The 24,270-nt window shown below is 70.2% G+C and carries 25 protein-coding genes; 14 read left to right on the forward strand and 11 right to left on the reverse strand.

Translation table 11 applies throughout. The annotated features are described in order from the left end of the window. Window positions 1–108: 108 nt before the first annotated feature. Window positions 109–903, reverse strand: coding sequence for an HAD family hydrolase (locus ABZY89_RS00240; protein ID WP_350713752.1), 795 nt, complete (start codon window positions 901–903; stop codon window positions 109–111). Between the two features lie 124 nt (window positions 904–1,027). On the opposite strand from ABZY89_RS00240, the gene ssd reads away from it, so the two are divergent. The 7 genes from ssd (at window position 1,028) to ABZY89_RS00275 (ending at window position 5,930) form a co-directional block, all read left to right on the forward strand. Further along, window positions 1,028–2,083: a septum site-determining protein Ssd gene (gene ssd, locus ABZY89_RS00245; protein WP_355223683.1), complete on the forward strand. Its 1,056-nt coding sequence runs from the start codon at window positions 1,028–1,030 to the stop codon at window positions 2,081–2,083. Further along, the gene (locus ABZY89_RS00250) at window positions 2,080–3,246 is read left to right on the forward strand and encodes a TadA family conjugal transfer-associated ATPase (protein ID WP_355223684.1); all 1,167 of its coding nucleotides are present in this window, start codon (window positions 2,080–2,082) and stop codon (window positions 3,244–3,246) included. Before ssd ends, ABZY89_RS00250 begins: the two co-directional genes overlap by 4 nt. After that, entirely contained in the window at window positions 3,243–4,016 is a 774-nt protein-coding gene (locus tag ABZY89_RS00255; protein WP_355223685.1) for a type II secretion system F family protein, read from the forward strand. The genes ABZY89_RS00250 and ABZY89_RS00255 overlap by 4 nt, the downstream gene beginning before the upstream one ends. Beyond that, entirely contained in the window at window positions 4,013–4,729 is a 717-nt protein-coding gene (locus ABZY89_RS00260) for a type II secretion system F family protein (RefSeq protein ID WP_355223687.1), read from the forward strand. Before ABZY89_RS00255 ends, ABZY89_RS00260 begins: the two co-directional genes overlap by 4 nt. Window positions 4,730–5,008: 279 nt before the next feature. Beyond that, window positions 5,009–5,185 carry a DUF4244 domain-containing protein gene (locus ABZY89_RS00265; RefSeq protein WP_355223688.1) on the forward strand — a complete coding sequence of 59 codons (177 nt, stop codon included), beginning with the start codon at window positions 5,009–5,011 and terminating at the stop codon, window positions 5,183–5,185. 2 nt (window positions 5,186–5,187) lie between these two features. After that, window positions 5,188–5,562 carry a TadE family protein gene (locus ABZY89_RS00270; protein WP_355223689.1) on the forward strand — a complete coding sequence of 125 codons (375 nt, stop codon included), beginning with the start codon at window positions 5,188–5,190 and terminating at the stop codon, window positions 5,560–5,562. Window positions 5,563–5,564: 2 nt separating this feature from the next. Continuing rightward, a complete protein-coding gene (locus tag ABZY89_RS00275) occupies window positions 5,565–5,930 on the forward strand; it encodes an Rv3654c family TadE-like protein (RefSeq protein WP_355224076.1) in 366 nt (121 codons plus the stop codon). Here the strand turns inward: ABZY89_RS00275 and ABZY89_RS00280 are convergent. After that, entirely contained in the window at window positions 5,927–6,262 is a 336-nt protein-coding gene (locus ABZY89_RS00280) for a hypothetical protein (RefSeq protein WP_355223691.1), read from the reverse strand. The two genes, ABZY89_RS00275 and ABZY89_RS00280, sit on opposite strands and share 4 nt — an antisense overlap. A 15-nt stretch (window positions 6,263–6,277) precedes the next feature. Further along, window positions 6,278–8,584, reverse strand: a complete 2,307-nt coding sequence (locus ABZY89_RS00285) for a DEAD/DEAH box helicase (protein WP_355223692.1) — start codon at window positions 8,582–8,584, stop codon at window positions 6,278–6,280. Window positions 8,585–8,770: 186 nt separating this feature from the next. On the opposite strand from ABZY89_RS00285, the gene ABZY89_RS00290 reads away from it, so the two are divergent. Together ABZY89_RS00290 and ABZY89_RS00295 are read left to right on the forward strand one after the other, a co-directional pair. After that, entirely contained in the window at window positions 8,771–9,106 is a 336-nt protein-coding gene (locus tag ABZY89_RS00290) for an anti-sigma factor antagonist (protein ID WP_091044749.1), read from the forward strand. Window positions 9,107–9,132: 26 nt separating this feature from the next. Continuing rightward, complete coding sequence (locus ABZY89_RS00295; RefSeq protein WP_355223693.1) at window positions 9,133–10,611, forward strand: class I SAM-dependent methyltransferase; 1,479 nt, start codon at window positions 9,133–9,135, stop codon at window positions 10,609–10,611. Here ABZY89_RS00295 and ABZY89_RS00300 read toward each other — a convergent pair. Next, window positions 10,559–11,314, reverse strand: a complete 756-nt coding sequence (locus ABZY89_RS00300; protein WP_355223695.1) for a hypothetical protein — start codon at window positions 11,312–11,314, stop codon at window positions 10,559–10,561. The two genes, ABZY89_RS00295 and ABZY89_RS00300, sit on opposite strands and share 53 nt — an antisense overlap. Window positions 11,315–11,606: 292 nt before the next feature. On the opposite strand from ABZY89_RS00300, the gene topA reads away from it, so the two are divergent. Beyond that, entirely contained in the window at window positions 11,607–14,300 is a 2,694-nt protein-coding gene (gene topA / locus ABZY89_RS00305; RefSeq protein ID WP_355223697.1) for a type I DNA topoisomerase, read from the forward strand. A 120-nt stretch (window positions 14,301–14,420) separates the two neighbouring features. Here topA and ABZY89_RS00310 read toward each other — a convergent pair whose 3' ends face one another. Genes ABZY89_RS00310 through ABZY89_RS00335 form a run of 6 tightly spaced genes read right to left on the reverse strand, consistent with a single transcriptional unit; the run spans window position 14,421 to window position 19,074 of the window. After that, a complete protein-coding gene (locus tag ABZY89_RS00310) occupies window positions 14,421–15,446 on the reverse strand; it encodes an ion channel (protein WP_355223698.1) in 1,026 nt (341 codons plus the stop codon). Beyond that, window positions 15,446–17,017: a polyamine aminopropyltransferase gene (locus ABZY89_RS00315; protein WP_355223700.1), complete on the reverse strand. Its 1,572-nt coding sequence runs from the start codon at window positions 17,015–17,017 to the stop codon at window positions 15,446–15,448. The genes ABZY89_RS00310 and ABZY89_RS00315 overlap by 1 nt, the downstream gene beginning before the upstream one ends. After that, the gene (locus ABZY89_RS00320; RefSeq protein ID WP_350660294.1) at window positions 17,014–17,436 is read right to left on the reverse strand and encodes a DUF350 domain-containing protein; all 423 of its coding nucleotides are present in this window, start codon (window positions 17,434–17,436) and stop codon (window positions 17,014–17,016) included. The genes ABZY89_RS00315 and ABZY89_RS00320 overlap by 4 nt, the downstream gene beginning before the upstream one ends. Before the next feature lie 27 nt (window positions 17,437–17,463). Then, window positions 17,464–17,955: a DUF4247 domain-containing protein gene (locus ABZY89_RS00325; protein WP_355223702.1), complete on the reverse strand. Its 492-nt coding sequence runs from the start codon at window positions 17,953–17,955 to the stop codon at window positions 17,464–17,466. Next, window positions 17,948–18,460 (reverse strand): DUF2617 family protein, encoded by a 513-nt coding sequence (locus ABZY89_RS00330; RefSeq protein WP_355223703.1) that lies wholly within the window; start codon window positions 18,458–18,460, stop codon window positions 17,948–17,950. Before ABZY89_RS00330 ends, ABZY89_RS00325 begins: the two co-directional genes overlap by 8 nt. Then, window positions 18,457–19,074, reverse strand: a complete 618-nt coding sequence (locus ABZY89_RS00335; protein ID WP_355223705.1) for a DUF4178 domain-containing protein — start codon at window positions 19,072–19,074, stop codon at window positions 18,457–18,459. The genes ABZY89_RS00330 and ABZY89_RS00335 overlap by 4 nt, the downstream gene beginning before the upstream one ends. A 132-nt stretch (window positions 19,075–19,206) precedes the next feature. Between ABZY89_RS00335 and tmk the strand changes: the two genes are divergently transcribed. The 4 genes from tmk (at window position 19,207) to ABZY89_RS00355 (ending at window position 23,242) form a co-directional block, all read left to right on the forward strand. After that, a complete protein-coding gene (gene tmk / locus ABZY89_RS00340) occupies window positions 19,207–19,857 on the forward strand; it encodes a dTMP kinase (protein WP_355223707.1) in 651 nt (216 codons plus the stop codon). Beyond that, window positions 19,854–21,014 (forward strand): DNA polymerase III subunit delta', encoded by a 1,161-nt coding sequence (locus ABZY89_RS00345; RefSeq protein WP_355223709.1) that lies wholly within the window; start codon window positions 19,854–19,856, stop codon window positions 21,012–21,014. Before tmk ends, ABZY89_RS00345 begins: the two co-directional genes overlap by 4 nt. Next, a complete protein-coding gene (locus ABZY89_RS00350; RefSeq protein ID WP_355223711.1) occupies window positions 21,011–22,531 on the forward strand; it encodes an alpha/beta hydrolase in 1,521 nt (506 codons plus the stop codon). Before ABZY89_RS00345 ends, ABZY89_RS00350 begins: the two co-directional genes overlap by 4 nt. Before the next feature lie 123 nt (window positions 22,532–22,654). Further along, window positions 22,655–23,242, forward strand: coding sequence for a hypothetical protein (locus ABZY89_RS00355; RefSeq protein WP_355223712.1), 588 nt, complete (start codon window positions 22,655–22,657; stop codon window positions 23,240–23,242). Between the two features lie 100 nt (window positions 23,243–23,342). Here ABZY89_RS00355 and ABZY89_RS00360 read toward each other — a convergent pair whose 3' ends face one another. Next, window positions 23,343–24,269 carry a LysR family transcriptional regulator gene (locus tag ABZY89_RS00360; RefSeq protein WP_355223714.1) on the reverse strand — a complete coding sequence of 309 codons (927 nt, stop codon included), beginning with the start codon at window positions 24,267–24,269 and terminating at the stop codon, window positions 23,343–23,345. Window position 24,270 lies beyond the last annotated feature (1 nt).

Consider the following 24,270-nt stretch of genomic DNA (forward strand, 5'->3'; position numbering starts at 1 on the left):
CTTGTTACACCTCTGTTTCTACGCTGATCGGCGGCCAGATACAAGGCTGGAATTTCTGCAGGATGAGGAGGATCATGTCGCTCCTGCAGAATTCTGATTCGGGGCGGGTCAGGCGCCGAGACGACGGCGCTTCGTGCCCGCCCAGATGACGCCGCCGGCGATCGCCACAGCGCCCCCGACGGCCAGCGCGGCCAGGGTCGGTGTGGACGGCGTGAGCACGCGGCTGCGGAGCGCGACCGGCTTGTTGAAGACCAGGATGTCCCAGCCGCGTTCCTTGGCGGCCTTGCGGAGGTCCTTGTCGGGATTGACCGCGAACGCGTGGCCGACCTCCTCCAGCATGGGGAGGTCGGTGACGGAGTCGGAGTAGGCGTACGACTGCTCGAGGTCGTAGCCGAAGCGCTCCGCCAGCTGCTGGACCGCGCGGGCCTTCTCCTCGCGGTACGCGTAGAGCGCGATCTCGCCGGTGTAGCGGCCGTCCTCGATCTCCATCTGGGTGGCGACGACATGGTCTGCGCCGAGCATCGTGCCGATCGGCTCGACCAGCTCGGTCCCGGAGGCGGAGACGATGATGACGTCGTGGCCCTGGGCATGGTGCTGCTCGATGAGCTGCACGGCCTCCTCGTAGACGAGCGGGTCGACCACGTTGTGGAGGGTGTCGGCGACGATCTCCTTCACGGTGGCGACGTCCCATCCGGTGACCATCTCGGAGAGCGCTTTGCGCATCTTCTCCATCTGGTCGTGGTCGGCGCCGCCGACGACGTAGACGAACTGCGTGTAGGCAGAGCGGATCATGGCCGCACGGGTGATCAGGCCGCCGGCCTGAAAATGCTTGGAGAACGCAAGGGTGCTCGACCTCGCGATGATCGTCTTGTCGAGGTCGAAGAACGCAGCGATGCGTGTCATGGGCACATCGTAGACGGCTGTTGGGTGGGCCGATCGCCATCCACAGGGCGGGTTCGGGACCGGGTTATCCACAGGTCCCGGATTTGCGGGTGGAATTGTCGGCGTCGCGGCGGATCCTGCTGCCATGACCTCGGAACCGCTCGTCATCACCTCGGACTCGTTGCTGGCCGCTGAGGCGGCTCGCCTGGCCGCCGCCTCCGGCGTCACCGTCGAGGAGTGCACCGACGCCGTCGGCGCCCTGCGTCGATGGCAACGCCCACCACTGATCCTCGTGGGCGCCGACCTCCTGGCGGAGGTGGCATCGCTGCGTCCACCTCGACGAGACGGGGTGTACGTCGTGGGCTGGGGCTCGACCGGCGAGCCCCTGCTCCGGGCCGCGTTGGAGGTCGGCGCCGAGACGTTGCTCGAGCTGCCGTCGGCCGAGACCGTGGTCGCCGGGCTGCTCGCCGACGTCAGCGACGGTGAGGGCGGCGACGGCATGGTCGTCGGTGTCTTGGCCGGATCTGGTGGAGCCGGTGCGACGACGTACGCTGCGGCCCTGGCCAGCCTGGGGGCCGACCGCGGATCCACGCTGCTGATCGACGCCGACCGGCTCGGTCCCGGAGCCGGGCGGGTGCTCGGTCTCGACGAGATCCCCGGCGTGACCTGGGGCGATCTCGGGCAGACCGCCGGGCGACTGGGCGCGCGGGCGTTGCGTGAGGCGGTGCCGCACGTGGGATCGCTGGGCCTGCTGGGGTGGCCGGGCGGCCAGGTGGTGCCACCGCGGCCGGAGGTGGTGCGCGAGGTGCTCGCCGCCGCTCGTCGCGGCCATGACCTGGTCGTGGTCGACCTGCCACGCGAGTCCGACGCCGGGGCCGAGGCGCTGCTGACGGGATGCGACATCATCCTCGTCGTCGTCCGGGGGAACGTCACCGGCACGGCGTCCGCCGCCCGGCTGATCTCCCGCCTTCCCGAGCGGGATCGGGTGCGGGTCGTCGTCCGCGGCCGCGCGGCCGAACCTGAGGCCGTCGGGCGTGCGCTCGGGCTCCCGGTGATCGCGTCGATGGCCGACCAGCGGGGGCTCTCGGAGGCCATCGATCTGGGTCTGGGGCCGATCCGCTCGAAGCGGGCGCCGCTGGCCCGTGCCGCGGCCGAGGTGCTGATGCGCTGCCGGGTCCGCGCCGGGGTAATGGTCGCATGATCGGCGCCGTCGACATCGCGCCCCAGGTCGTCGACCTCGTCCGCGACCACCTGGCGCGTACGCCGGGAGAGCTCACCCCGCACCGGGTTCAGGAGGCGCTCCGTGCGGAGGGGCGGATCGTCGGTGATGCGACCGTGCTGGCTGTCTTCGAGATGCTGCGCCGCGACGTGGTCGGCGCCGGGCCGTTGGAGCCGCTGCTGCGGTTGCCGGGGGTGACCGACGTCCTGGTCAACGGGCCCGATCAGGTCTTCATCGACCGCGGATCCGGTCTGGAGCCCGCTCCGGTCGCGTTTCCTGACGACGACGCGGTTCGACGGCTGGCGCAGCGGTTGGCTGCCGGGGCTGGCCGCCGCTTGGACGACGCCTCGCCCTACGTCGACCTGAGACTGGGCGACGGCAGCCGGTTCCATGCGGTGCTCGCGCCGCTGGCGCGGCCGGGCACGGTGATCTCGTTGCGGGTGCCGTCGGCGCGGGCGTTCACGCTCGCCGAGCTGGAGGCTTCGGGGATGGTGGTTCCCCGCGTGGCCGATCTGCTGCGACGGCTGGTGCTGGCCCGGTCCGCCTTTCTCGTCTCCGGAGGCACCGGCACCGGGAAGACGACCCTGCTGGCGTCGCTGTTGTCGCTGGTGCCGCCGGAGGAGCGGCTGGTGCTGGTCGAGGACGCCTCCGAGCTGCGTCCGGACCATCCGCACGTGGTCGGCCTCGAGGCGCGCCCGGCCAACATCGAGGCCGCCGGCGCCGTCGAGCTCCATACGCTGGTCCGCCAGGCCCTCAGGATGCGGCCGGACCGGCTGGTCGTGGGCGAGGTGCGTGGCGCCGAGGTCGTCGATCTCCTCGCCGCGTTGAACACCGGCCACGAGGGTGGCTGCGGCACGCTGCACGCCAACTCCGCCGCCGATGTCCCGGCGCGGGTGGAGGCGCTGGCGCTCGCCGCCGGTCTCGGCAGGGAGGCGGCGCACAGCCAGTTCGCCTCCGGTGTCGACGTGGTCGTGCACCTGCGGCGACGTGACGGCCGCCGGGTGCTGACCGAGATCGCGCTCCCGTGTCGCGGAGCCGATGGGCTGGTCCGGATGGAGACCGCCTTCTCGGTGGCCGCCGATGGCGGCGTGATCGCCGGACCGGCCGCGGACCGGCTCGAGGCGCTGCTCGGAGCCGAGCGGTGAGCGGGCTTGGCCTCGGGCTGGTTGCCTGCCTGGCGGGTGCTGCCGCAGCGCTGATGCTCCGCCCACGAGCAACGGTCGCCCCACGGGCGCCTGCGTGGCGGATGCCGCGGTGGTCGTTCCTCCTGGTCGCCCTGATCCCCATCGTCTTCCCGGGCAGGGCGGTCGTCGCGGCTGTCTTGCTCGGGATCGCCACCTTCGGTGGTGTCGCCCTGTGGCGGCGCCGCTGCGAGCGGATCGAGGCTGGGCGTACGGCCAACCGCGTCGTCGAGGCCTGCGAGCAGATGGCCGCCGAGCTCGCCGCCGGGCACCCGCCTGGTCCTGCGTTGACGCAGCTCGCCACGGAGTGGCCGGTGATCGAGCCGGTCGCGGAGGCGCAGCGAATGGGTTCCGACGTCCCCGCCGCGTGGCGGCAGGTCGCCGAAGTTCCAGGCGCGGGATCGCTCAGGGTGGTCGCCGCGGCCTGGCAGATCGCCCACCAGACCGGAAGCGGTCTCGCGGACGCACTCGACCGAGTGGCGCTCGACCTGCGGGCAGCAGCCGCCACCCAGCGGGTCGTCGACGGCGAGCTCGGCTCGGCGCGCTCCACCGCCCGTCTGATCGCGGGCCTGCCGGTGGCGGCCCTGGCGATGGGCAGCGGCGTCGGCGGCGACCCGCTGGCGTTCCTCTTCGGATCGCCGGTGGGCCTGGCCTGCCTCGGTCTCGGGCTGCTGCTCGGCTGGTTGGGGCTGTGGTGGATCGAGGGCATCGCGCGTGGGGTGGAGGCGAGATGAGCGTCTGGCTCGTGGCCGTCGCGCTCGGGCTGGCGGCAGCGTTGCTGCCGGCGCCGGCCCCACCACTTCCCGGCAGGGTCGCGGCCGTTGCGGACCGGGATGACCCCGACGGCTGGATGATGCGCTGGCGGCCGTTGCTGGCGCTGCTCGCCGCCGGCGCCGTCTACTCGTTCGTCGGCGGCACCGCGGGTGCCGTACTCGCCGCTCCGGCGGGTGTCGTCTGCTGGCTGGTCATCGGCCGGGTCGAGCCCGCCGAGGTCCGGCGCGAGCGGGAGGCCGCGAAGGCCGAGCTGCCTGCCTTGGTCCGCCTGCTCTCCGCCGCGCTCTGCTCCGGTGCGGCGCCTGCCGAGGCGCTCGTGGCCGTCGCCGCAGCGCTGCCCGGGCCGGCAGCCGCCCGACTCCTGCCGGCCGCTTCGCGGCTTCGTCTGGGAGCCGATCCGGAGAAGACGTGGCGCACCCTGGTGGACGATCCCGCGTTGGCGCCGCTGGGCCGAGCACTGGCCCGAGCTCAGGCGACCGGTGCCCCGGTCGCCACGACGGTCGAGCGCCTTGCCGACGATCTGACCAGAAATGCCCGCGCCGAGGTCGAGGATCGCGCCCGCGCGGTGGGCGTCAAGGCCGCCGTCCCGCTCGGCATCTGTCTCCTCCCCGCCTTCCTGCTGCTCGGCGTCGTCCCCGTCGTCGGCGGCCTCCTCTCCAACCTCGGCATCTGACCCCGTCGAGGCGTCACCCCCGTCGGCCGAGACGTCACCCCGTCGGCCGAGACGTCACGCGCGTCGGCCGAGCTGGCAGCCGAATGCCGACTCGACCGACGTACGTGACGTCTCGGCGTACTTGTTTTCCCTGATCAACGGGCCGTTTGTCATCCACAGGGTGGGTTCGGGATCGGGTTGTCCACAGTTGGCGACATGGCGGTCGCGAAGGTCGGTGGAGCGGGTCATTGTCGTCCTTGAACGGCCGTACGGACGGCCATCGACCAGAGAGGACCAACCATGGCCAAGGCACATCTTCGGAAGGACGAGAAGGGGATCACGACGGCCGAGTACGCCGTCGGGACGGCGGCAGGTGCCGGGCTCGCCGGCCTGCTCTACAAGCTGCTCACCGGTGGCCTCGGCAACGACCTGCTCAACAGGCTGTTCCAGCACGTGCTCAGCCTGCTGGGGATCTGACCGTGGTCCGTGGGCAGCGGGGCGAGCGAGGCGCCGCCACCGCGGAGCTGGTGATGGTGATCCCGCTCCTGGTGGCCGTGACCATCGGGCTGGTGTGGTTGCTGTCGGTGGGAGCGGCGCAGATCCAGGTGGTCGATGCAGCCCGGGAGACCGCCCGGGCCGTCGCTCGAGGGGACGACACCGGCTCCGCCGCCGCCCGCGGACGTCGGGTCGGGCCTGCGGGCACACAGGTGAGTGTCAGCGCCGGCGCGGAGGAGGTCGTCGCCTCGGCCCGAGCCAGGGTGGCCGGGCCCGGTGGGATCTTCAGCTGGATGCCGGGTGTGACCGTGCGCGGTGAGGCGGTCGCTGCGACCGAGGCGACGCGGGGGGAGCAGTGAGCATGTTGCGCGCGGGCGAGGACGAACGCGGGTCGGCAGCCCCGTTCGCGGTCGGCGCCATCGGGCTTCTGCTCTTCCTCGGCGCGGCGCTGGGTGTGGTGGGCGCGGTCTTCGTCGCCCACCGCACCGCACAGTCTGCGGCCGATCTGGCCGCGTTGGCGGGAGCCAACGCGCTCCAGGTCTCCGAGGACGCATGTGCGGCAGCGTCGACGATCACCGACCGCAACGGCGCCACATTGGAGTCGTGCGAGATCGCCGGGGAGGACGTCACCGTCACCGTGCGGGTCGATGGACCGCGCTGGCTCGGTCAGCCCGGGGATCCGGTCGCCGAGGCGAGAGCCGGCCCGACGGACTCACGATCGGACTAGGCGTCCTCGGACTTGGGCTCGGGCGCGATCTTGGGCTCGGTCTTGGTGTCGGACTTGGACTCGGCGTCCTGCAGCGACTTGGCCATGTCCCGCATCTGGCGCTTCTGCTTCATGTACTTCACCTGGTGCTTGCCGCCCCACTTGGTGAGCGAGAGGCCGAAGAGGAGAAGGACGCCGGCGACGAGGCCGATCACGAAGATCGTGGTCGAGCCGACCGGGAGGCCGAGCAGGGTGGCGGTCGGGTCGTCGAGATCACCGTTACCGGTGGTGAAGAGACCCAGCACGATGAGGACTGCGGCAACGACGATCAGCACAAGGCCCAAGATCAGCATTTCCCCAGGGTATGCCTATTTGTGCAGTAGCAGCCGCAGCAACACGATCGCGCCCTGCTTGTCGAGAGGGTTGTTCTGGTTGCCGCACTTGGGCGACTGCACGCAGGAGGGGCAGCCGTCGTCGCACTCGCACGCCTCGATGGTCTCCAGCGTGGCGCCGAGCCACTCCCGAGCGGCACGGAACCCACGCTCGGAGAATCCGGCACCGCCGGGATGCCCGTCGTAGACGAAGACGGTGAGCATGCCGGTGTCCGGGTGCGAGGCGGTGCTGACGCCACCGATGTCCCAGCGATCACAGGTCGCGATCAGCGGGAGCAGCCCGATCGAGCAGTGCTCGGCGGCATGGGCAGCGCCCGGGATGTCCGCCGTCTCCAGGCCGGCCGCCTCGAGGGCCGAGGCGGGCACGGTCCACCAGACGGCGGAGGTGCGGAGCGTACGTTCGGGGAGGTCCAGAAGCTCCTCGCCCAGCACCTCGCCGCTCGGCTGTCGGCGGCGCAGGAAGGAGACGACCTGGTGGGTGACGTCGACGTCGCCGTACGCCAGGCGGCACTCTCCCCAGGCGTCCTGCTCCCGCTCGGCGACGATGGAGATCTCGGTGATCTCCCGGGCGAAGGTGGAGTAGCCGGGGTCGTCGCGGGAGATGACCGCGACGTTCTCCTCCAGGTCGAGCTCGTGCACGAGATAGGTCTCGCCACGGTGGACGTAGACGGCGCCAGCGTGAGCGCTCGCGTGTGAGCTCGCTGCGTCGACCGTGCCGACGACCCGGCCGGTCTCGGCCTCGATCAGCTGCACCTGAGATCCGCCCGAGGAGCGGATGTCGGCGAGGTCGGCCGCGCGGCGGCGGTCGGTCCAGAACCAGCCCCGCGGTCGCTTGCGCAGCAGCCCCGAGGCGACCAGGTTGTCCAGGATCTCCCGGGCACCCGGTCCGAAGAGCGGCAGGTCCGGCTCGGTCAGCGGCAGCTCCTGCGCGGCGGCGCACAGGTGGGGGCCGACGACGTACGGGTTCGCCGGGTCGAAGACGGTGGCCTCGACCGGCTGGCCGAGAAGGGCATCGGGATGCGTGACGAGGTAGGTGTCCAGCGGGTCGTCGCGGGCGACCAGGATGCCGAGCGCGTCGCCCGCGCCCCGACCTGCCCGGCCGATCTGCTGCCAGAAGGCCGAGCGCCTGCCGGGGTAGCCGGCCAACACCACGGCGTCCAGACCGCTGATGTCGATGCCGAGCTCGAGCGCGTTCGTCGCCGCCAGCCCGAGCAGCTCGCCGGAGCGGAGCGATGCCTCGATCGCCCGGCGCTCCTCGGGCAGATAGCCACCGCGGTAGGACGCCACCCGCCCGGGCAGCGACGGGTCGACCTCTTCCAGCTCGGCCGCCGCCGTCAGAGCGACCTGCTCGGCACCGACCCGGGAGCGCACGAAGGCCAGGGTGCGTACGTCCGAGGAGACCAGGTCGGCGAGGAGGTCGGCGGTCTCGGCGGAGGCCGCGCGGCGTACGGGAGCGCCGTTCTCGCCGGCGTGCGACGTCAGCGGCGGCTGCCACAGGGCGATCGAGAGCTCCCCGCGTGGTGACGCGTCGGCGGTCACCGGAAGCACCGGAAGGCCGGTGAGCCGCTCGCCCGCGATCGACGGCTCGGCGACGGTCGCCGAGGCGAGGATGAACGTCGGCGACGAGCCGTAGAGCGCACAGATGCGCCGCAGCCGCCGCAGCACGTGCGAGACGTGCGCGCCGAAGACGCCGCGGTAGTGGTGGCACTCGTCGATGACGACGTAGCGCAGCGAGCGGAAGTACGCCGTCCATCGCTGATGGCCGGGGAGCAGCGACCGGTGCAGCATGTCGGGGTTGGTCAGGATGTACTCGCCGAAGTCGCGAGCCCAGTCCCGCTGCTCCCGGGTGCTGTCACCGTCGTGGGTCACCGCGCGCACGTCGACGCCCAGCTCGCGCAGCCCGGTCAGCTGGTCCTGAGCGAGTGCCTTGGTGGGTGCGAGATAGAGGACACCGGCGCCGCGCTCACCACGTGGACCACGCCCGTCTCGGATCGCGGTCAGTGCGGGCAGCTGATAGGCCAGCGACTTCCCGGAGGCGGTGCCGGTCGAGACGATCACATGGGTGCCCTCGTGGGCGGCCTCGGCCGCCACCGCCTGATGCTGCCAAGGACGCTCGATCCCGCGAGCCGCGAACGAGGCGACCACATCGGCCGAAGCCCACGTCGGCCAGTCGGCGAAGACGGCCTCTCGCGGCGGGACCTGCTCGAGGTGAGCCAGCCGGTCCTCGCGGCCCGGGACGTCCGCGAGCCGGCGTACGAGATCACCGGTCGCTGTCGTCAACACCTGCCTATTCTCCCAGAATCCTGGTGGCAGCCACGCTTGCGGCCCCGCATCGTGTCCATGACGTTGCGAGTTTCTTGCGCGCATCCTGGTGAGCCGTGGTTACATTACGATCGACTCCGGGTATCGGACACCAGGCATGCCGACCGGAGCTGGTTGTCTCACGTTCCTTGGCAGGAGAACTTCGAAGTGGATCTGACGCTTGCGACTCGCGAGCTCGACTCGGCCACCATCGTGGCCGTGGGCGGCGAGATCGACGTCTATACCGCGCCGAAGCTGAGGGACAAGATCACCGAGCTCGTCGCGCGGGGTCACTACGACATCGTCGTCGACCTCGAAGCCGTGGAGTTCCTCGACTCGACCGGCCTCGGCGTCCTGGTGGGTGGCCTGAAGAAGGTGCGCCAGCACAACGGCATGCTTCGCCTGGTCTGCACGCAGGAGCGGCTGCTCAAGATCTTCCGAATCACCGGCCTCGCCAAGGTCTTCGACATCCACGCCAGCGCCGAGGGCGCGGCAGCAGGCTGACACTGTCCGCGCATTAGGCTCCAGGTGTGAGTGACCTCCCGCACCGGCTCCGTGACGCCCTCCAGCAGGCCGACTTCTCCTACGACTCCGTCGCCGAGCTGCTCGGTCCGACCGCGCACAGCGCGCTGAGTCGCAACGAGACCCTGCCGGGCCGGCGGCGCACCCACGGAGGCTCCCCGCTCGAGACGCTCATCCGGCTCTTCCTGCTGCAGACGACCGTACCCCTGGACCACGCCGAGGCAGCCCTGCCCGGGCTCGTCGACCGGCTCGCCGTCGAGGGGATCCTGGAACAGTCGGTCGGCGAGGTCGCGGCCCGCCTCGACGTACGTCCGTACGCCACCGATGACACCGCCCTCTGGGTCGTCTCCGACCTCACGCCGGGGCTCGACGGCGGCCCGCAGCGCGTCGGCCCCGAGCACGTGCTCGGCATCAGCCCCGCCTCGACCTCCCTGGCTCAGCTGACCATCCGCGACCAGGTCGGCACGGCGCTCGACCTCGGCACCGGCTGCGGCGTCCAAGCCCTCCACCTCGCCACCCACAGCGACCGGGTGGTCGCGACCGACGTCAACCAGCGAGCCCTGTGGATCACCGCGTTCAACGCCGCCCTCAACGACGTGGCGGACCGGATCGACGTACGTGACGGGTCGTTCTTCGAGCCCGTCGCCGGTGAGCGCTTCGACCTGATCGCCACCAACCCGCCGTTCGTGATCAGCCCGGCAACCGGTGAGCGCCTCGTCTACCGCGACTCCGGGCTTCCCGGCGACCGGGTGGTCGAGGACATCGTCAGGGCCGCTCCCGGCATGCTCACCGAGGGCGGCTGGTGTCAGATCCTGGGCAACTGGATCATCTCCGAGGACCAGCCCTGGGACGACCGCCTCGAGGGTTGGCTCGGGGACGAGGTCGACGCGTTCGTGGTCCAGCGTGAGGTGCTCGATCCCGCGGCGTACGTCGAGCTGTGGCTCAAGGACTCCGGCCACCACGGCGCCCAGGATTACCTGACGCGCTACGACACCTGGCTGTCCTGGTTCGAGGAGCAGAAGATCGAGGGCGTCGGGTTCGGCTGGATCAACCTTCACCGCACCGGCGCGAGCAACCCGAAGCGCGAGCTCCTCGAGTGGCCCTACGACGTCGAGCAGCCGATCGCCCCGGCGCTCGAGGCGTGGGGCGAGGCGGCCCGCGTCGAGGTCACCGAGGACACCACGCTGGTGATCGTCGAGGACGTCCAGCAGGAGACCCTCGGCCAGCCCGGCGCCGAGGACCCCAGCACCGTCATCCTGCGCCAGCAGCGTGGCCTGCGCCGCGCGCGCCAGGCGGACACGATCGAGGCAGCATTCGCGGGCGCGTGCGACGGCGACCTGACCGTCGGCCAGATCCTCGACGCGCTCGCACAGATCCTCGACCGCGACCCCGCGGTCGTGCGTAGCAGCTATCTGCCGATCGCCCAGGAGCTGGTCAGCGAGGGTTTCCTCCGTCCCGCGCCAGGCACGCCTGGTCCCGCAGCCTGATCAGGCGTCTGCGCACGCTCGAGACCAGCAGGTCCGGGTAGCCCAGCGGCTCGAGGTCGGGAAGGTCGCGCATGCCCCATGGCCGCTGCGTCTGCCACGGCCAGAAGCCGCGGAGCGCGGCCGCCAGCTGCTTGCCGTAGGCCGACGGCATCTTCTTCACGCCCAGCCGCTCCTTGAGCTCGGTCGCGGTGACCAGGCCACCCGGCCCGGCGAGCCCGTTGGCGCCCAGGACCGTCCAGACGATCCCGGCAGCGACCTGAGCCGGCTGCGTGGGCCGGTCGACGACCAGCGGGTCGATCTCCCACAGCCGCAGCAGCGCCCGCCGTAGCGCGAAGCCCACCTCTTCTACCGGGAAGTCGGCCGCGACCTCGTCGAGCAGCGCGGCGACCGCCTCCAGCTGCGTACGTCCCGCCGGATCCTCCACGACCGGCAGGTCGAGCCCGTCCTCGACCAGCGGTGCGGCATCGAGCGCGGTGACAGCCTCGTGGCCGCCGCACAGCGCGGCCAGCCAGTCCAGGGCCACTTCGTGGTCGGGTCGTGGCGGCGTATCCGGCTCCGCCCAGCGTGGCCGGGTCAGCTCGGCCTCCAGGCGCTCCAGGATCACGTTGGTCCGGGTGAGCAGCTGCGCGCACTCGGAGCAGACCAGGTGCTCCGGGGGCGTGGCCAGACCCTCTATGTAGTCGATGTATTCGGCGTCGATCATCAGCAGAGACCTCTCGGTTCGGATGGGTCTCGCCGTCCTCGAAAGCCACCATACGGACGGGCACCGACAGTTTTTGGACATGGCCGGATGAGACACCGATTTCACGCTCCCGCTCCCCAGCGTGCTAGGTATTGTCTTCGCGGCGCCCAAGGCAACACGCCATGTTGTCCGAGAGCTCAGTGCCGCATGAACCGCGGTGACTGGACCCATGCCGGCTGGAGACACGCGCTAACGTGTCTCGCCAGAGCTTGTCAGTGGTGCCAGGCTCTGCTGCAGTGAGATAAGGACGTCAGTGGCACACAAGTTGGTGATCGTCGAGTCCCCGGCGAAGGCTCAGAAGATCGGCGGATACCTCGGACAGGGGTATGTCGTCGAGGCATCCGTCGGGCACATCCGCGACCTTCCGCAGAGCGCGGCAGACACCCCTGCCAAGATCAAGGACAAGCCGTGGGGGCGCTTCGGCGTCGATGTCGACAACGGCTTCACCCCTTACTACGTCGTCCCCAGCGACAAGAAGAAGCAGATCGCCAAGCTCAAGTCGCTCCTCAAGGACGCCGACGAGCTCTACCTCGCCACCGATGAGGACCGCGAGGGTGAGGCGATCGCCTGGCACCTTCTCGACGAGCTGAAGCCGAAGAAGGGCATCCCGGTCAAGCGGATGGTCTTCCACGAGATCACCAAGGCCGCGATCCTGGCTGCCGCCGAGAATCCGCGCGAGCTCGACATGGACCTCGTCGAGGCCCAGGAGTCGCGCCGCATCCTCGACCGTCTCTACGGCTACGAGATCTCCCCGGTGCTGTGGAAGAAGGTCATGCCCCGCCTGAGCGCCGGGCGCGTCCAGTCGGTCGCCACCCGGCTCGTCGTCGACCGCGAGCGTGAGCGGATCGCCTTCCGCACCGCCTCCTACTGGGATCTCGCCGGCACCTTCGACGCCGGCTCCGACCACGAGCCGCGGATGTTCCCGGCCCGGATCACCTCGGTCGACGGCAGCCGCGTCGCCCGCGGCACCGACTTCGGCCCCGACGGCCTGCTGAAGAGCGACAAGGTCGTCCACCTCGACCGCACCCGCGCCGAGTCCCTGGTCGCCGGCCTCGAGGGCCAGACCTACGAGGTCCGCTCGGTCGAGTCGAAGCCCTACAAGCGCAGCCCGTACGCCCCCTTCCGAACCACCACGATGCAGCAGGAGGCCAGCCGCAAGCTCGGGATGAGCGCGTCGACCACGATGTCGGTCGCCCAGCGTCTCTACGAGAACGGCTTCATCACCTACATGCGTACCGACTCCACGACTCTGAGCGGAGACGCCGTCAGCGCGGCCCGCGCTCAGGTCCGGGAGCTCTACGGAGCCGAATACCTGCCCGACGCCCCCCGGACGTACGCCTCCAAGGTCAAGAACGCCCAGGAGGCCCACGAGGCGATCCGCCCCGCGGGTGACTCGTTCCGCACCCCGGCGCAGACCGGTCTGACCGGCGACCAGTTCCGCCTCTACGAGCTCATCTGGATGCGCACCGTCGCCTCCCAGATGAAGGACGCGGTCGGCAACTCGGTCGCGATCCGACTCGGCGCCTCGGCGGCCACGGGCGAGGACGTGGTCTTCTCCGCGACCGGCCGCGTGATCACCTTCCATGGCTTCCTGAAGGCGTACGTCGAGGGCACCGACTCCGCCGACCAGACCTCCGACGACCAGCAGACGCGGCTCCCGAACCTCACCGAGGGCGACCGGGTGAACGCCGCGAGCCTCACCGCGGACGGTCACGAGACCAAGCCCCCGGCCCGTTACACCGAGGCGACCCTCGTCCGTGAGCTCGAAGAGCGCGAGATCGGCCGTCCGTCGACGTACGCGAGCATCATCCAGACCATCATCAACCGCGGTTACGTCTTCAAGAAGGGCACCGCGCTGGTGCCGGCCTGGGTCGCGTTCTCGGTGGTCAGGTTGCTGGAGGAGCACTTCCCGCGCCAGATCGACTACCGGTTCACGGCGAGCATGGAGGAGATCCTCGACGAGATCGCCAAGGGCGACAAGGACATGACCACCGAGCTCGGGGAGTTCTACTTCGGCTCCGAGCGGGTCATGGGCCTCAAGCCGCTGGTCGACGGTCTCGGCGACATCGACGCCCGCGAGCTGGCGACCTTCCCGGTCGGCTCTCCGGACGCCGGGGTCAACCTCCGGGTCGGCCGCTACGGCCCCTACATCGAGGGTCCTGGCGACGACGGCACCCCGTTCGCGGTGCGTGCCAACGTCCCCGACGACCTGCCGCCCGACGAGCTCACCCTGGAGAAGGCCAAGGAGCTCTTCGCCAACCCGGCCGGCGAGGAGCTCAACCTCGGCGTCCACCCCGAGACGGGCCTCACCGTCGTCGCGAAGAGCGGGCGGTTCGGTCCCTACGTCACCGAGCAGCTCCCCGAGGACGCAAAGAAGGGCGCCAAGCCCCGCACCGCGAGCCTCTTCAAGTCGATGAACCTCCAGACCATCACGCTCGAGGACGCGGTCAAGCTGCTGACCCTGCCCCGGGTCGTCGGCACCGCAGCCGACGGCGAGGAGATCACCGCCCAGAACGGCCGCTACGGGCCCTACCTGAAGAAGGGCACCGACTCCCGGACCCTGAGCTCGGAGGACCAGCTGCTCACGATCACGCTGGAGGAGGCTGAGCAGATCTACGCCCAGCCGAAGCAGCGCGGCCGTGCCGCCGCCAAGCCGCCGCTCAAGGAGCTCGGCCCCGACCCGGTCTCCGGACAGCCGATGGTCGTCAAGGACGGCCGCTTCGGTCCCTACGTCACCGACGGTGAGTACAACGCCACCCTCCGGGCCGCCGACGACCTGGAGACCCTGACCGCCGAGCGTGCCGCCGAGCTGCTCGCCGACAAGCGCGCCAAGGGTCCGGCGAAGAAGACCACCAAGCGGGCGACGAAGAAGACCACGAAGAAGTCCCCGGCGAAGAAGTCGACCGCCAAGAAGACGACCAAGAAGGCCGCGACCAAGAAGTCGTGATCAGGTTGTCACTGAGCGTGGCGAACGCCTGACTTCTCAGGTGTTTCCTGCACTTCTCGGGTGTTGCAATGCCTGAGAAGTGCAGGAATACCCGGTTAACCGGGTATTCCTGCGCCTCCGTCAGCCGAGCGACCCGACGACCTCGTCGTAGTCCAACCGATCGGCCGCGATGTAGAAGAGCCGCGCGCCAGGGGAGACGGGCAGGTCCCACGGCGGGCTGACCTGGATGCCGTCGACGCTTCGTACGGCGAGGAGCGTGGCGCCGTGCGAGCGGCCGAGAGCGGCCTGCCAGGCGCCGACGTCCACGGTCGCGGCCGAAGGAGGCACCGTGAGCGAGTAGGTGCCCTTGCCGCCGGCGGTGGCGAGCTCCTGGTAGACCTCCGCGATCCCGGGGTCGCTGAGCTCCTCGGCGATCAGCTGGGTGTTGTGCCACTGGACGCAGTGGACGGTGGTGTCGACGCGGAAGATGGTGCGCTGCACGCGCAGGTCGCGCAGCGCCACGATCGTGTGCACCGAAGGAGCCGCGGTGTTGGCGGCGACGGTGAGCGTGACCGCCTCGTTGTCGTCACTCGGGTCGATCAGCACGCTGTGCGCGTTGGACAGCCCGGTGCGAGCGAGCACGTCGAGGTCGGTGATGTCGCCGCGTACGAAATGAAGGCGGTCCTCCCCGGGCATCGGGTGCTCGGAGAGCTGGTCCTCCCAGGTCGCGAGCACGACCTCGCGCTCCGGCTCGGAGAGCAGTTCGGCCAGGATCCGCTCGGTGCGTCCGGCGGCGTAGCCGAGCATCACGATGTGGTTCTGTCCGCTGAAGCTGATCTCTCCACGCATGCGGCGTCCTTTGGCGTTCTCGATGATTGCCGAGATCCGGCTGAACAAGATGGCGAGGGTGGTGATGGAGCCGAAGACGACGTACGCCCCGACGAGCCGACCACCGGTGGTCTCCGGGAAGAGGTCGCCGTAGCCGACCGTGGTCGCGGTGACCAGGAACCACCACCAGTAGTTGGTGGGGCGCACGATGTCGCTGCCCGGCTGGACCAGCGCCATCGCGATCCAGCCGGTGACGAAGACGAAGCCGATGATGGCGAGCGGCAGCACCCAGGCGTAGTGCCGCGAGGTGCGCCGGACCAGTCGGAGAAGGAAGAACATCAGTAGCCCACCCAACCCTTCCGGGCATAGTCCAGGATCGCCGGATCCAGCAGCGTGGTGACCGAGGTCGGCCGCTCGGCGCGGTCCGGCGGGAACGAGGAGGCGGCCGCGAGCACGGCGTCGCTGGCGTAGCGCAGCCCGCCCGGCGCCTCGTCGTCGAGCGCCAGCTCAGGGGCCGAGCCGTCGCGGGAGGCGAGGACGTAGCCCCAGTTCCCGAAGGAGGGTACGTCCGCCTGGTAGGGCGTGGTCCGGTAGCCGGCCTCGGTGAGGGTGTGCCGCACCGACCAGAACGCGTCCGGCGCGAAGAACGGGCTGCCCGACTGCACGGCCATCCGTCCGGACGGGGCGAGCAGCCGCGCGATCATGCTGTAGTTCTCGACGGAGTAGAGCTTGGCCAGAGCGGTCGAGTCCGGGTCGGGAAAGTCGGCGATGACCACGTCGAACGGAGCCCCGGAGTAGTCGCGCACCCAAGAGAACGCGTCGGCGGCGACGTACGTCAGCCGGGGGTCCTCCAGGGACCCCGACGTCAGCGACGAGACCGGCTCGAAGGAGCGCGCCAGGGACACCACAGCAGGGTCGAGATCGACCAGCGTCACCGAGGAGACCGACTGATAGCGCAGCACCTCGCGCGCCGCGAGCCCGTCGCCACCGCCGATGATCAGCACCCGCTGATGCGGCCCGTTCATCGCCGGGTGGACGAGCATCTCGTGGTAGCGGTACTCGTCGAGCGAGGAGAACTGCAGGTCACCGTCGAGGAAGAGGCGTACGTCATCGAACGCCGGCCCGACCGGAGCGCCGCGGGTCACGACGATCTCCTGATAGTCCGAGCGCTGGGAGTGGATGATCGGGTCGCGGTAGAGCGCCTGCCGGGCATTGAGCTCGAAGGAGTCGGCCGTCACCGCGGTCAGGCCGAGGGCGACCGCGAGCGCGCCACAGATCGCCGTGACCGTCCCACGCTGCCGGCGTGAGCCGGCCAGCGCCACCCCGACGGTCCAGGCGGCGAGGACGTTCAGGGCAGCCGTCGCCACCGTCCCCACCAGCAGCCCCAGGGTCGGCAGCAGCAGGAACGGGAACGCCAGCCCGCCGATGAGCGCCCCGACGTAGTCGACCGCGTTGATGTCGGCGACCGCGAGCGAGGCCTGCTGGCGCCGCAGCCGCTGCAGCAGCTCCATCAGCAGCGGGATCTCGGCGCCCACCAGAGCGCCGATGAGGAACGTCACCAGCAGCATCATCGGGGTGTAGAGATGCAGCCACGCGAACGCGGCGTAGAGCGCCGGCACCGAGGCGCCGCCGACCGCGGCGAGCGCGATCTCCACACCGACGAACGAGCGCAGCGGCCGCGCGGTGAGCGGCTTGGCGAGCACGGCGCCGATGCCCATCGCGAACATCGACACCGCGATCACCAGCGACGTCTGGGCGATCGAGTTGCCGAGCAGATAGCTCCCCAGCGTCACCAGCGCGAGCTCGTAGACGAGGCCGCAGGCAGCGCAGACGAACACCGCCGCGAGGACGAGCAGCCGCGCCGCCCGTCCCTCGGGCAGCGCAGACAACGAGGGGAGGGTCAGGCTCACGTGATCGAGGCCGCCACGATCACGCCGACGGCCAGCTGCACCGCGACGGCGACCCAGATCGCCGGGTCGTCCTTGTCGTCGGTCATCAGCTCGCCGAGCCGGCCCGGGGTGAGCAGGTCGAGGATCACGAACGCGAACGCGAGCAGGGCGATCCCGATGAGACCGTACGCAGCGGTCTCGGCGAGCCCCTGGAGGGTGTCCGCCTCCGCGGTGTAGATCGAGGTCGCCACGATCGTCGCGATCGCGACGACCGAGGAGCCGAGCAGCAGTGCCGGGTCGCGGCGGTGCTCGACGAAGATCAGCTGCCCCAGCCGGCCCGGCGTGAGCAGGTCGATCACGTAGAAGCCGATCATCAGCAGAACCAGCCCGAGGGCGGCGAAGGCGACGGTGGACAGCAGTCCGCTCACAAGGTCAGTCATCGGTTCATCTCTCCAGTCTGAGGGTGGTCACTTGCCGGATCCGCTGCCGCCGCCGCGGAAGGAATCACCGCTGCTGCCGCCACCGCTGTTGCGGCCGTAGTAGCTGTTCCAGCCCCACAGTCCGATCACCGTGGCGTGGTGGCGGTAGCCACGGTCGTACTCGTAGAGCGTGATCGTCGATCCCGAGGGCGTACGCGGCTCCACGACGACCAGCCAGTCGTCGTCGTAGCGCAGGTAGTGGCTGGATCCCTCGGCGCGGTTCTCGTCGGCGTCGGTGCCGCTCGCGATCTGGTTGGCGACCGAACTCACCGAGCCGTCGTCCTCGAAGACGATCCCGGCCTCGCTGTCGGGGTCGGTGCCGCTGACGTGGTCGAAGTTCTTGCGCAGGTACTTCTCGGGGCTGTTCCCGTCGCCGGACACGGCGATGGCGATGATGATGGCGAGCGCGACGCACGCGGCGACGATCGCCCAACCGATCAGCTTGCGGTTCGGGCCTCCGGAGCCATGGGGGTCAGACACTTGTGCCCTCCTCGGGCCGGTAGCTGGTGGTGGTGGCGACGATCTCGCCGGTCTGTGGGTAGGTGTGCCAGGTGTTCCAGACGATCTGCCCGGCGTCGGACCGATCCAGGGTCAGCGCGGTCACCGCGTGCGGGTCACCCGGGAAGTGCGCTACGACGGCATCCGTACGCCCGCTCAGCCGCTCCACGAGCCGCGACGCCCGCGTGGCGAGCTCCTCGGGTCCCATCTCCTCGACGTGCGAGACGAGGCGGTAGCCGCCTGCCGCGTGCGCTTCGGGAAGGGGCGCGGCCTCGGCGATCCCGCACGCGATCGTCTCGTGCAGGAGGGGGCGGTCGTGGCGGCGTACGACGACCTGGTGGCTGGCGCCCAGCACGCTCAGCGTCACCGTGAGACCGGTGCCGAGGTCAACCGTCCGGGAGGCCAGCGGGGTGCAGGGGGTCGGTGCGAGGGTCCAGCGCAGGGTGTCACCGCGTACGTCCGCGAACGGGACGTCGAGAAGCGTCACTCGTCGTCCAGCGTGGCGGGCCGGTCGGTGGAGGGGTAGACGGTCAGCTCGAACGGCTGCAGCACCTCGCCGAGGGAGGGCTCCCAGTTGTTGCCCCACTTCTCGAAGCCGAGCAGCTTGCCGTCGACCGACTTGTAGTCGGCGTACTCGGCCGTGCCCGAGGGCGCCGTGCCGGTCGCGCCGGTGGCGGTGAAGGCGGCGGAGCCCTTCTCCTGGAGCCGGTAGGCGACGCCGCCGACGATGATGTCGCGGTCACCGACGGCGCCCTGCTCGATGTCGCCGAGCGGGATCGCGTGCCACAGCGAGACCTCGAAGCTCTCGTCGTCCTCGATCGAGAGCCACTTCTTGCCCTCGGCGTCGTCGAGCATGTGCTCGGTCCAGCGGTAGCCGTGCTCGTCGAAGTCGATCCGCCCGCGGACGAACCAGTTGTGGCCGAGGTATTCGATGACGTCGCCGTTGCGCACCTGGCGCAGCTGGTCGGAGGCATGCTTGTGCTGGTCGCCGATGAAGTCGTCGGGCTCCTTCTGCGCCGTCGGCTGCTGCCTGCTCTTCCAGAGCAGGTAGGCCGCGACCGCGAGGGCGGCCAGCAGCAGGACGATCAGGACGTAGATCACCGGAGACTCCTAGGTTCAGCGTGAGGACGACCCGAACCTTAACGTGGAGGTCCGACCTTCGACATCCGGGAATCGCCCTATCCGCGGGCGGCGTACTCCGGGGTTGTCGGTACCACCCCGTAGGTTTGCCTCGTGAGGTTTCCGGGTGTCTACGCAGAGCACGGCGTCTTCGTCTGTTTCGAGGGCGGCGAGGGCTCGGGCAAGTCGACCCAGTCGCGGCTGCTCCACGAGGCCCTGACCGCGCGCGGCCACCGGGTCCTGCTGACCTTCGAGCCGGGCGACACGGCCGTAGGCAAGGACGTACGCCGCATCGTGCTGTCCCCGGAGACCGGCGACCTCGACGACCGGACCGAGGCGCTCCTGTTCGCCGCCGACAAGGCCGAGCACATCGAGTCGATGGTCCGCCCGGCGCTGGAGCGGGGCGAGGTGGTCATCACCGACCGCTATGTCGACTCGATGCTGGCCTACCAGGGCGCCGGCCGGGTGCTGGACGCCACGCAGCTCGAGGAGGTCGCGCGGTGGGCGACCGCCGACCTGCGGCCCCACCTGACCGTGCTGCTCGACCTGGACCCGACGGCCGGCTTCACCCGGTTCGAGGAGCGCGACCGGATGGAGCAGGAGTCGGTCGAGTTCCACCAGCGAGTGCGCTCCGCATTCGTCGGGCTGGCGGAGCGGAACCCTGACCACTACCTGGTCCTGGACGCCCGCGCTCCGGTCGAGGAGATCCACGCCGCGGTGCTGGCGCGCCTCGAGCCGCTGCTCACCCAGGCGGTGAGTGCATGAACGTCGCCACCACCTCGGTCTGGGACAACCTGGTCGGCCAGCGCCACATCATCTCCACGCTGCAGACAGCAGCGACGGGCCACGGCATGACCCAGTCGTGGCTCTTCACCGGCCCTCCGGGCTCGGGACGCTCCAACGCCGCCATCGCCTTCGCCGCCGCGCTCCAGTGCCCCGACGGCGGCTGCGGCCAGTGCCACGCCTGCCACACGGTGCTGGCGGGCAGCCACGCCGACGTCAACCTGGTCCGCACCGAGAAGCTCACCCTCGGCGTCGACGAGATCCGCGACCTCGTCCGCCAGGCGGCCTTGAGCCCGGCCGGGAGCCGCTGGCAGATCCTGATCATCGAGGACGCCGACCGGCTCACCGAGCAGGCCAACAACGCGCTGCTCAAGGCGGTCGAGGAGCCCGGCGCCCGCACGGTCTGGATGCTCTGCGCGCCGACGGTCGAGGACGTACTCCCGACCATCCGGTCCCGGTGCCGGCTGGTCACTCTGTCCACCCCGACAGCGCCCGACGTGACCCGCTTTCTTCAGCGCACGCTCGGTGTCGACGAGGCGCGCGCTGCCTACGCGGCGCGCGCGAGCCAGAGCCACATCGGCCGGGCCAAGGCGCTGGCCCGCGACGACGACACCCGGCGCCGTCGCGAGCAGGTGGTCGCCTACCCGGCCCGGCTGAACACCCTCGCCGACGCGCTCCGGGCCGCGGGCGAGCTCGCCGCGGTCTCGAAGGAGGAGGCCGACGCGGTCACCGCCGACCTCGACGCTCAGGAGAAGGCCGACCTCGACACCGGCTACGGCGTGGTCGATCGCGGCCGCCGGCCGCGTGAGTACGGCCCGGCGCTGTCCGCGCTCGAGAAGGACCAGAAGCGCCGCGCCACCCGCCGCCACCGCGACGTGATCGACCGCGGGCTGATGGATCTGGTCTCGGTCTACCGCGACGCGATCGCGATGGCCGCCGGCGCTCCGGTGACCCTCGTCAACGAGGAGCACCGGCGCGAGATCGAACAGCTCGTCGCGGCCTCGACCCCCGAGCTCAACCTGCAGCGGATCGGGGCGATCTTCGAAGCCCGTGAGCAGCTGCTGGAGTTCAACGTGCAGCCCCAGTTGGTGCTGGAAGCGATGATGGTGGCGCTGTTGCCGCCCGGAGGAGATCAGTGAAACTCAAAGCAGTGACCGGCGCCGCCGCGCTGACCGCTCTGACCGTCATCGCCGCAGGCTGTGGTGCCGACGGCGGCACCCCCGACGCCGACCAGGTGAGCCCGAGCGCGGAGGCGACCGCGGCCCCGACCGAGGGACTGCAGACCTTCTACAGCCAGAAGCTGGACTGGAAGGACTGCAACGGCGCCTTCGAGTGCGCGACCCTCGAGGTCCCGCTCGACTACTCCGACCCGACCGGCCGCACCATCGAGGTCTCGGTCATCAAGGACCCGGCCAACGAGGAGAAGATCGGCTCGCTGGCGATCAACCCGGGTGGCCCTGGCGGCTCGGGCATCGAGTACGCCCTCTACAACAACCAGTCCTTCAGCTCCACCGTCCGCGACTCCTACGACATCGTCGGCTTCGACCCGCGCGGTGTCGGGCAGAGCACCCCGGTCGACTGCCTCGACGACAAGAGCCTGGACGCCTACGTCGCGGTCGACCCCGACCCCGACACCCCCGCCGAGGAGAAGGCGTACGTCGACACCGGCGTCGAGATGGCCAACGGCTGCGCGGCCCAGAAGGACGGCATCTCCGCCCACGTCAGCACCGTCGAGGCGGCTCGGGACATGGACGTACTCCGGGCTGCGCTCGGTGAGGACCAGCTCGACTACTTCGGCGCCTCCTACGGCACCCAGCTCGGCTCGACCTACGCCGAGCTCTACCCCGACCGGGTCGGCCGCTTCGTGCTCGACGGTGCGATCGAGCCCGGGCTGAGCGTCCTCGAGGCCAACCTCGCCCAGGCGAAGGGCTTCGAGGTCGCACTCCGCTCCTACGTCGAGAACTGCGTCGACGAGGGCAGCTGCTTCCTCGGCGACAGCGTCGACGAGGGCGTCGAGCGCGTGCAGAAGCTGATGGCCGACATCGACGCCGAGCCGCTGCCCGCCGGCGACCGCGAGCTGACCGCCGGCAACGCCCTCTACGGCCTGATCACCCCGCTCTACGTCGAGTCCTACTGGCCCTACCTCACCGACGCCCTCCAGGCGGCGCTGAAGGGCGACGGCTCCCAGCTGATGAGCCTCTCGGACAACTACGCGGGCCGCGACCCCGAGGGCGGCTACATCAACAACACGATGGAGGCCAACTGGGCGATCAACTGCCTCGACGACTCCTCCGGCCTCAGCCCGGAGGAGGTACGCAAGCAGGTGCCTGCCTTCGAGGAGGCCGCTCCCACCTTCGGTGCCGCCCTCGCCTGGATGCTCAACGGCTGCGCCGCGGAGAAGTTCAAGGCCACCGAGCCCGAGCCCGAGATCGACGCCGAGGGCTCCAACCCGATCGTCGTCGTCGGCACCACTCGCGACCCGGCCACGCCCTACGTGTGGGCCGAGGCCCTCGCCAAGGCTCTCGACAACGGCGTACTCGTCTCCCGCGACGGCGACGGTCACACCGGCTACATGCAGGGCAACGGCTGCGTCGACGACGCCATCGACGCCTACCTGGTCGACGGCAAGGTCCCCGACAACGGCTTGGAGTGCTGACACCGCTCGAACTGCGGATTTACCCGATGTGGGGTGGGTCCTCGTCGTGACGCTCCGGCGGATCTCTCTGAACCAGAGGATCTCAGCCGGAAGCATCACTTCGAGAGGAAGGGTCACGAGCACGTGATCATCAACCAGCGAATCCGTTCGACGACGAAGGTCTTCGCTGCCACCGCCATCGCCTCCCTGGCGATCGCGGTAGCCCCCGTCATCAGCCAGCCCGCCCACGCCACCACGCCCCCGGGGACCGTCGCAAAGGTCATCACCAAGGTCGTCAAGCTCTCCGCCCCCAAGTACGGGACGAGGTCCTACCGCCCCGTCGGCAAGCTGACCGCGGGCGGCAACCCGATCAAGGGCAAGCGCATCCACCTGCAGAAGAAGGCCAGCGGCCGCTGGATGAGCGTGACCTCCTGCGTGACGAACAGGTACGGCAAGTGCGCCGTGATCGTGACGCCGAAGGTCAGCCGCTACTACCGCTGGAAGTTCGCCGGCGACGCCAACCGGCGGGCCGACGTGTCCGCGTCGTTCTACCTGAAGAAGCGCGTCTCGGGTCTGGACTACACCTACGCCAACGGCGAGCAGGTCTTCAACGCCACCTCGACCAACGACCGCGACTGCGGTGAGATCCCCGGCTACAAGAAGCCCGTACGCGTCCACGGCTCTGACCCGTGGCGCCTCGACGCCGACAACGACGGTTACGGCTGCGACTGAGCCGAGACCTTCGTCAAGGTATGCAGGTCAGACCTCACATCCCCAGCGGAACTCCGCACGGGATGTGAGCCTTCGGCTGCATCCCTTGACGGAGGAACAGCTATCGCCGGTGAACCGGGTCCGCGATGGCCTGGATCCGTTTGGTGGCCAGCTCGATCATCAACGTGGCGCCGGGGGAGAGGGTGGCGTCGGTGCGGTGGACGACGGCGAAGGTGTCGTACGTCCGGGGCCGCAGCGACACCCAGCCAGCCTTCGGCGCCAGCCGGGGGAGCAGCTGTTCGGCTGCTCCCTTGGCGATGACGCTGTCGGCGTATCCCATCCCCACCAGCTCGACGGCCGTCTCGATGTCCTCGACCTCGATCCGGCTGGGTGGGTTGCGCCCGGTCTCGTGGAGCAGGTTGCGGATGGTGACCCGGGTGGGGTCCTCGGAGCTCCAGCTCGTGTCGGACATGACCAGCGAGGCCAGCGAGAGCCGGTGCGGGGTGACCGGCGTGGCCAGGTGGGCCGGGTCGGCCGAGATGTAGACGAGTTCGTCGCGCGCCACCGGCGTGACCTTCAGCCCCGGACCGGAGACGCTGCCGACGAGCAGCATCGCCGCCTCGAGCCGTCCACGTCTCAGGTCCTCCTGGACCTCGGCGGAGTTCTGCCCCATCAGCTCGACGCGCACGCCCGGGTAGCGGTCGAGCACGTCGGCCACCAGGCCGGCGCCGCCGTAGAGCCGCGCGATCCCGAACATCCCGAACCGGATCGTTCCGGTCTCGAACTGTTTCACCGACTGCACGGCCTTGCGCGCGTCCTCGGCAGCCGCGACCGTTCGCTCCGCGTGCGGCCTCAGCTCGTCGGCCACCCCGGTCGGCACCACCCCACGCCCTACGCGCCGAAAGAGCTGGACGCCGAGCGTACGCTCCAGGCCTCTGACCTGCTCCGAGATCGACGGCTGTGCATACCCGAGCTCGTCGGCCGCCGCGGTCAACGAGCCATGCTCGTAGACCGCGAGGAAGACGCGGAGCTGGTGCAGCGACAACATA

The organism is Nocardioides sp. NPDC006303 (assembly GCF_040613175.1).
Classification (GTDB): domain Bacteria; phylum Actinomycetota; class Actinomycetes; order Propionibacteriales; family Nocardioidaceae; genus Nocardioides.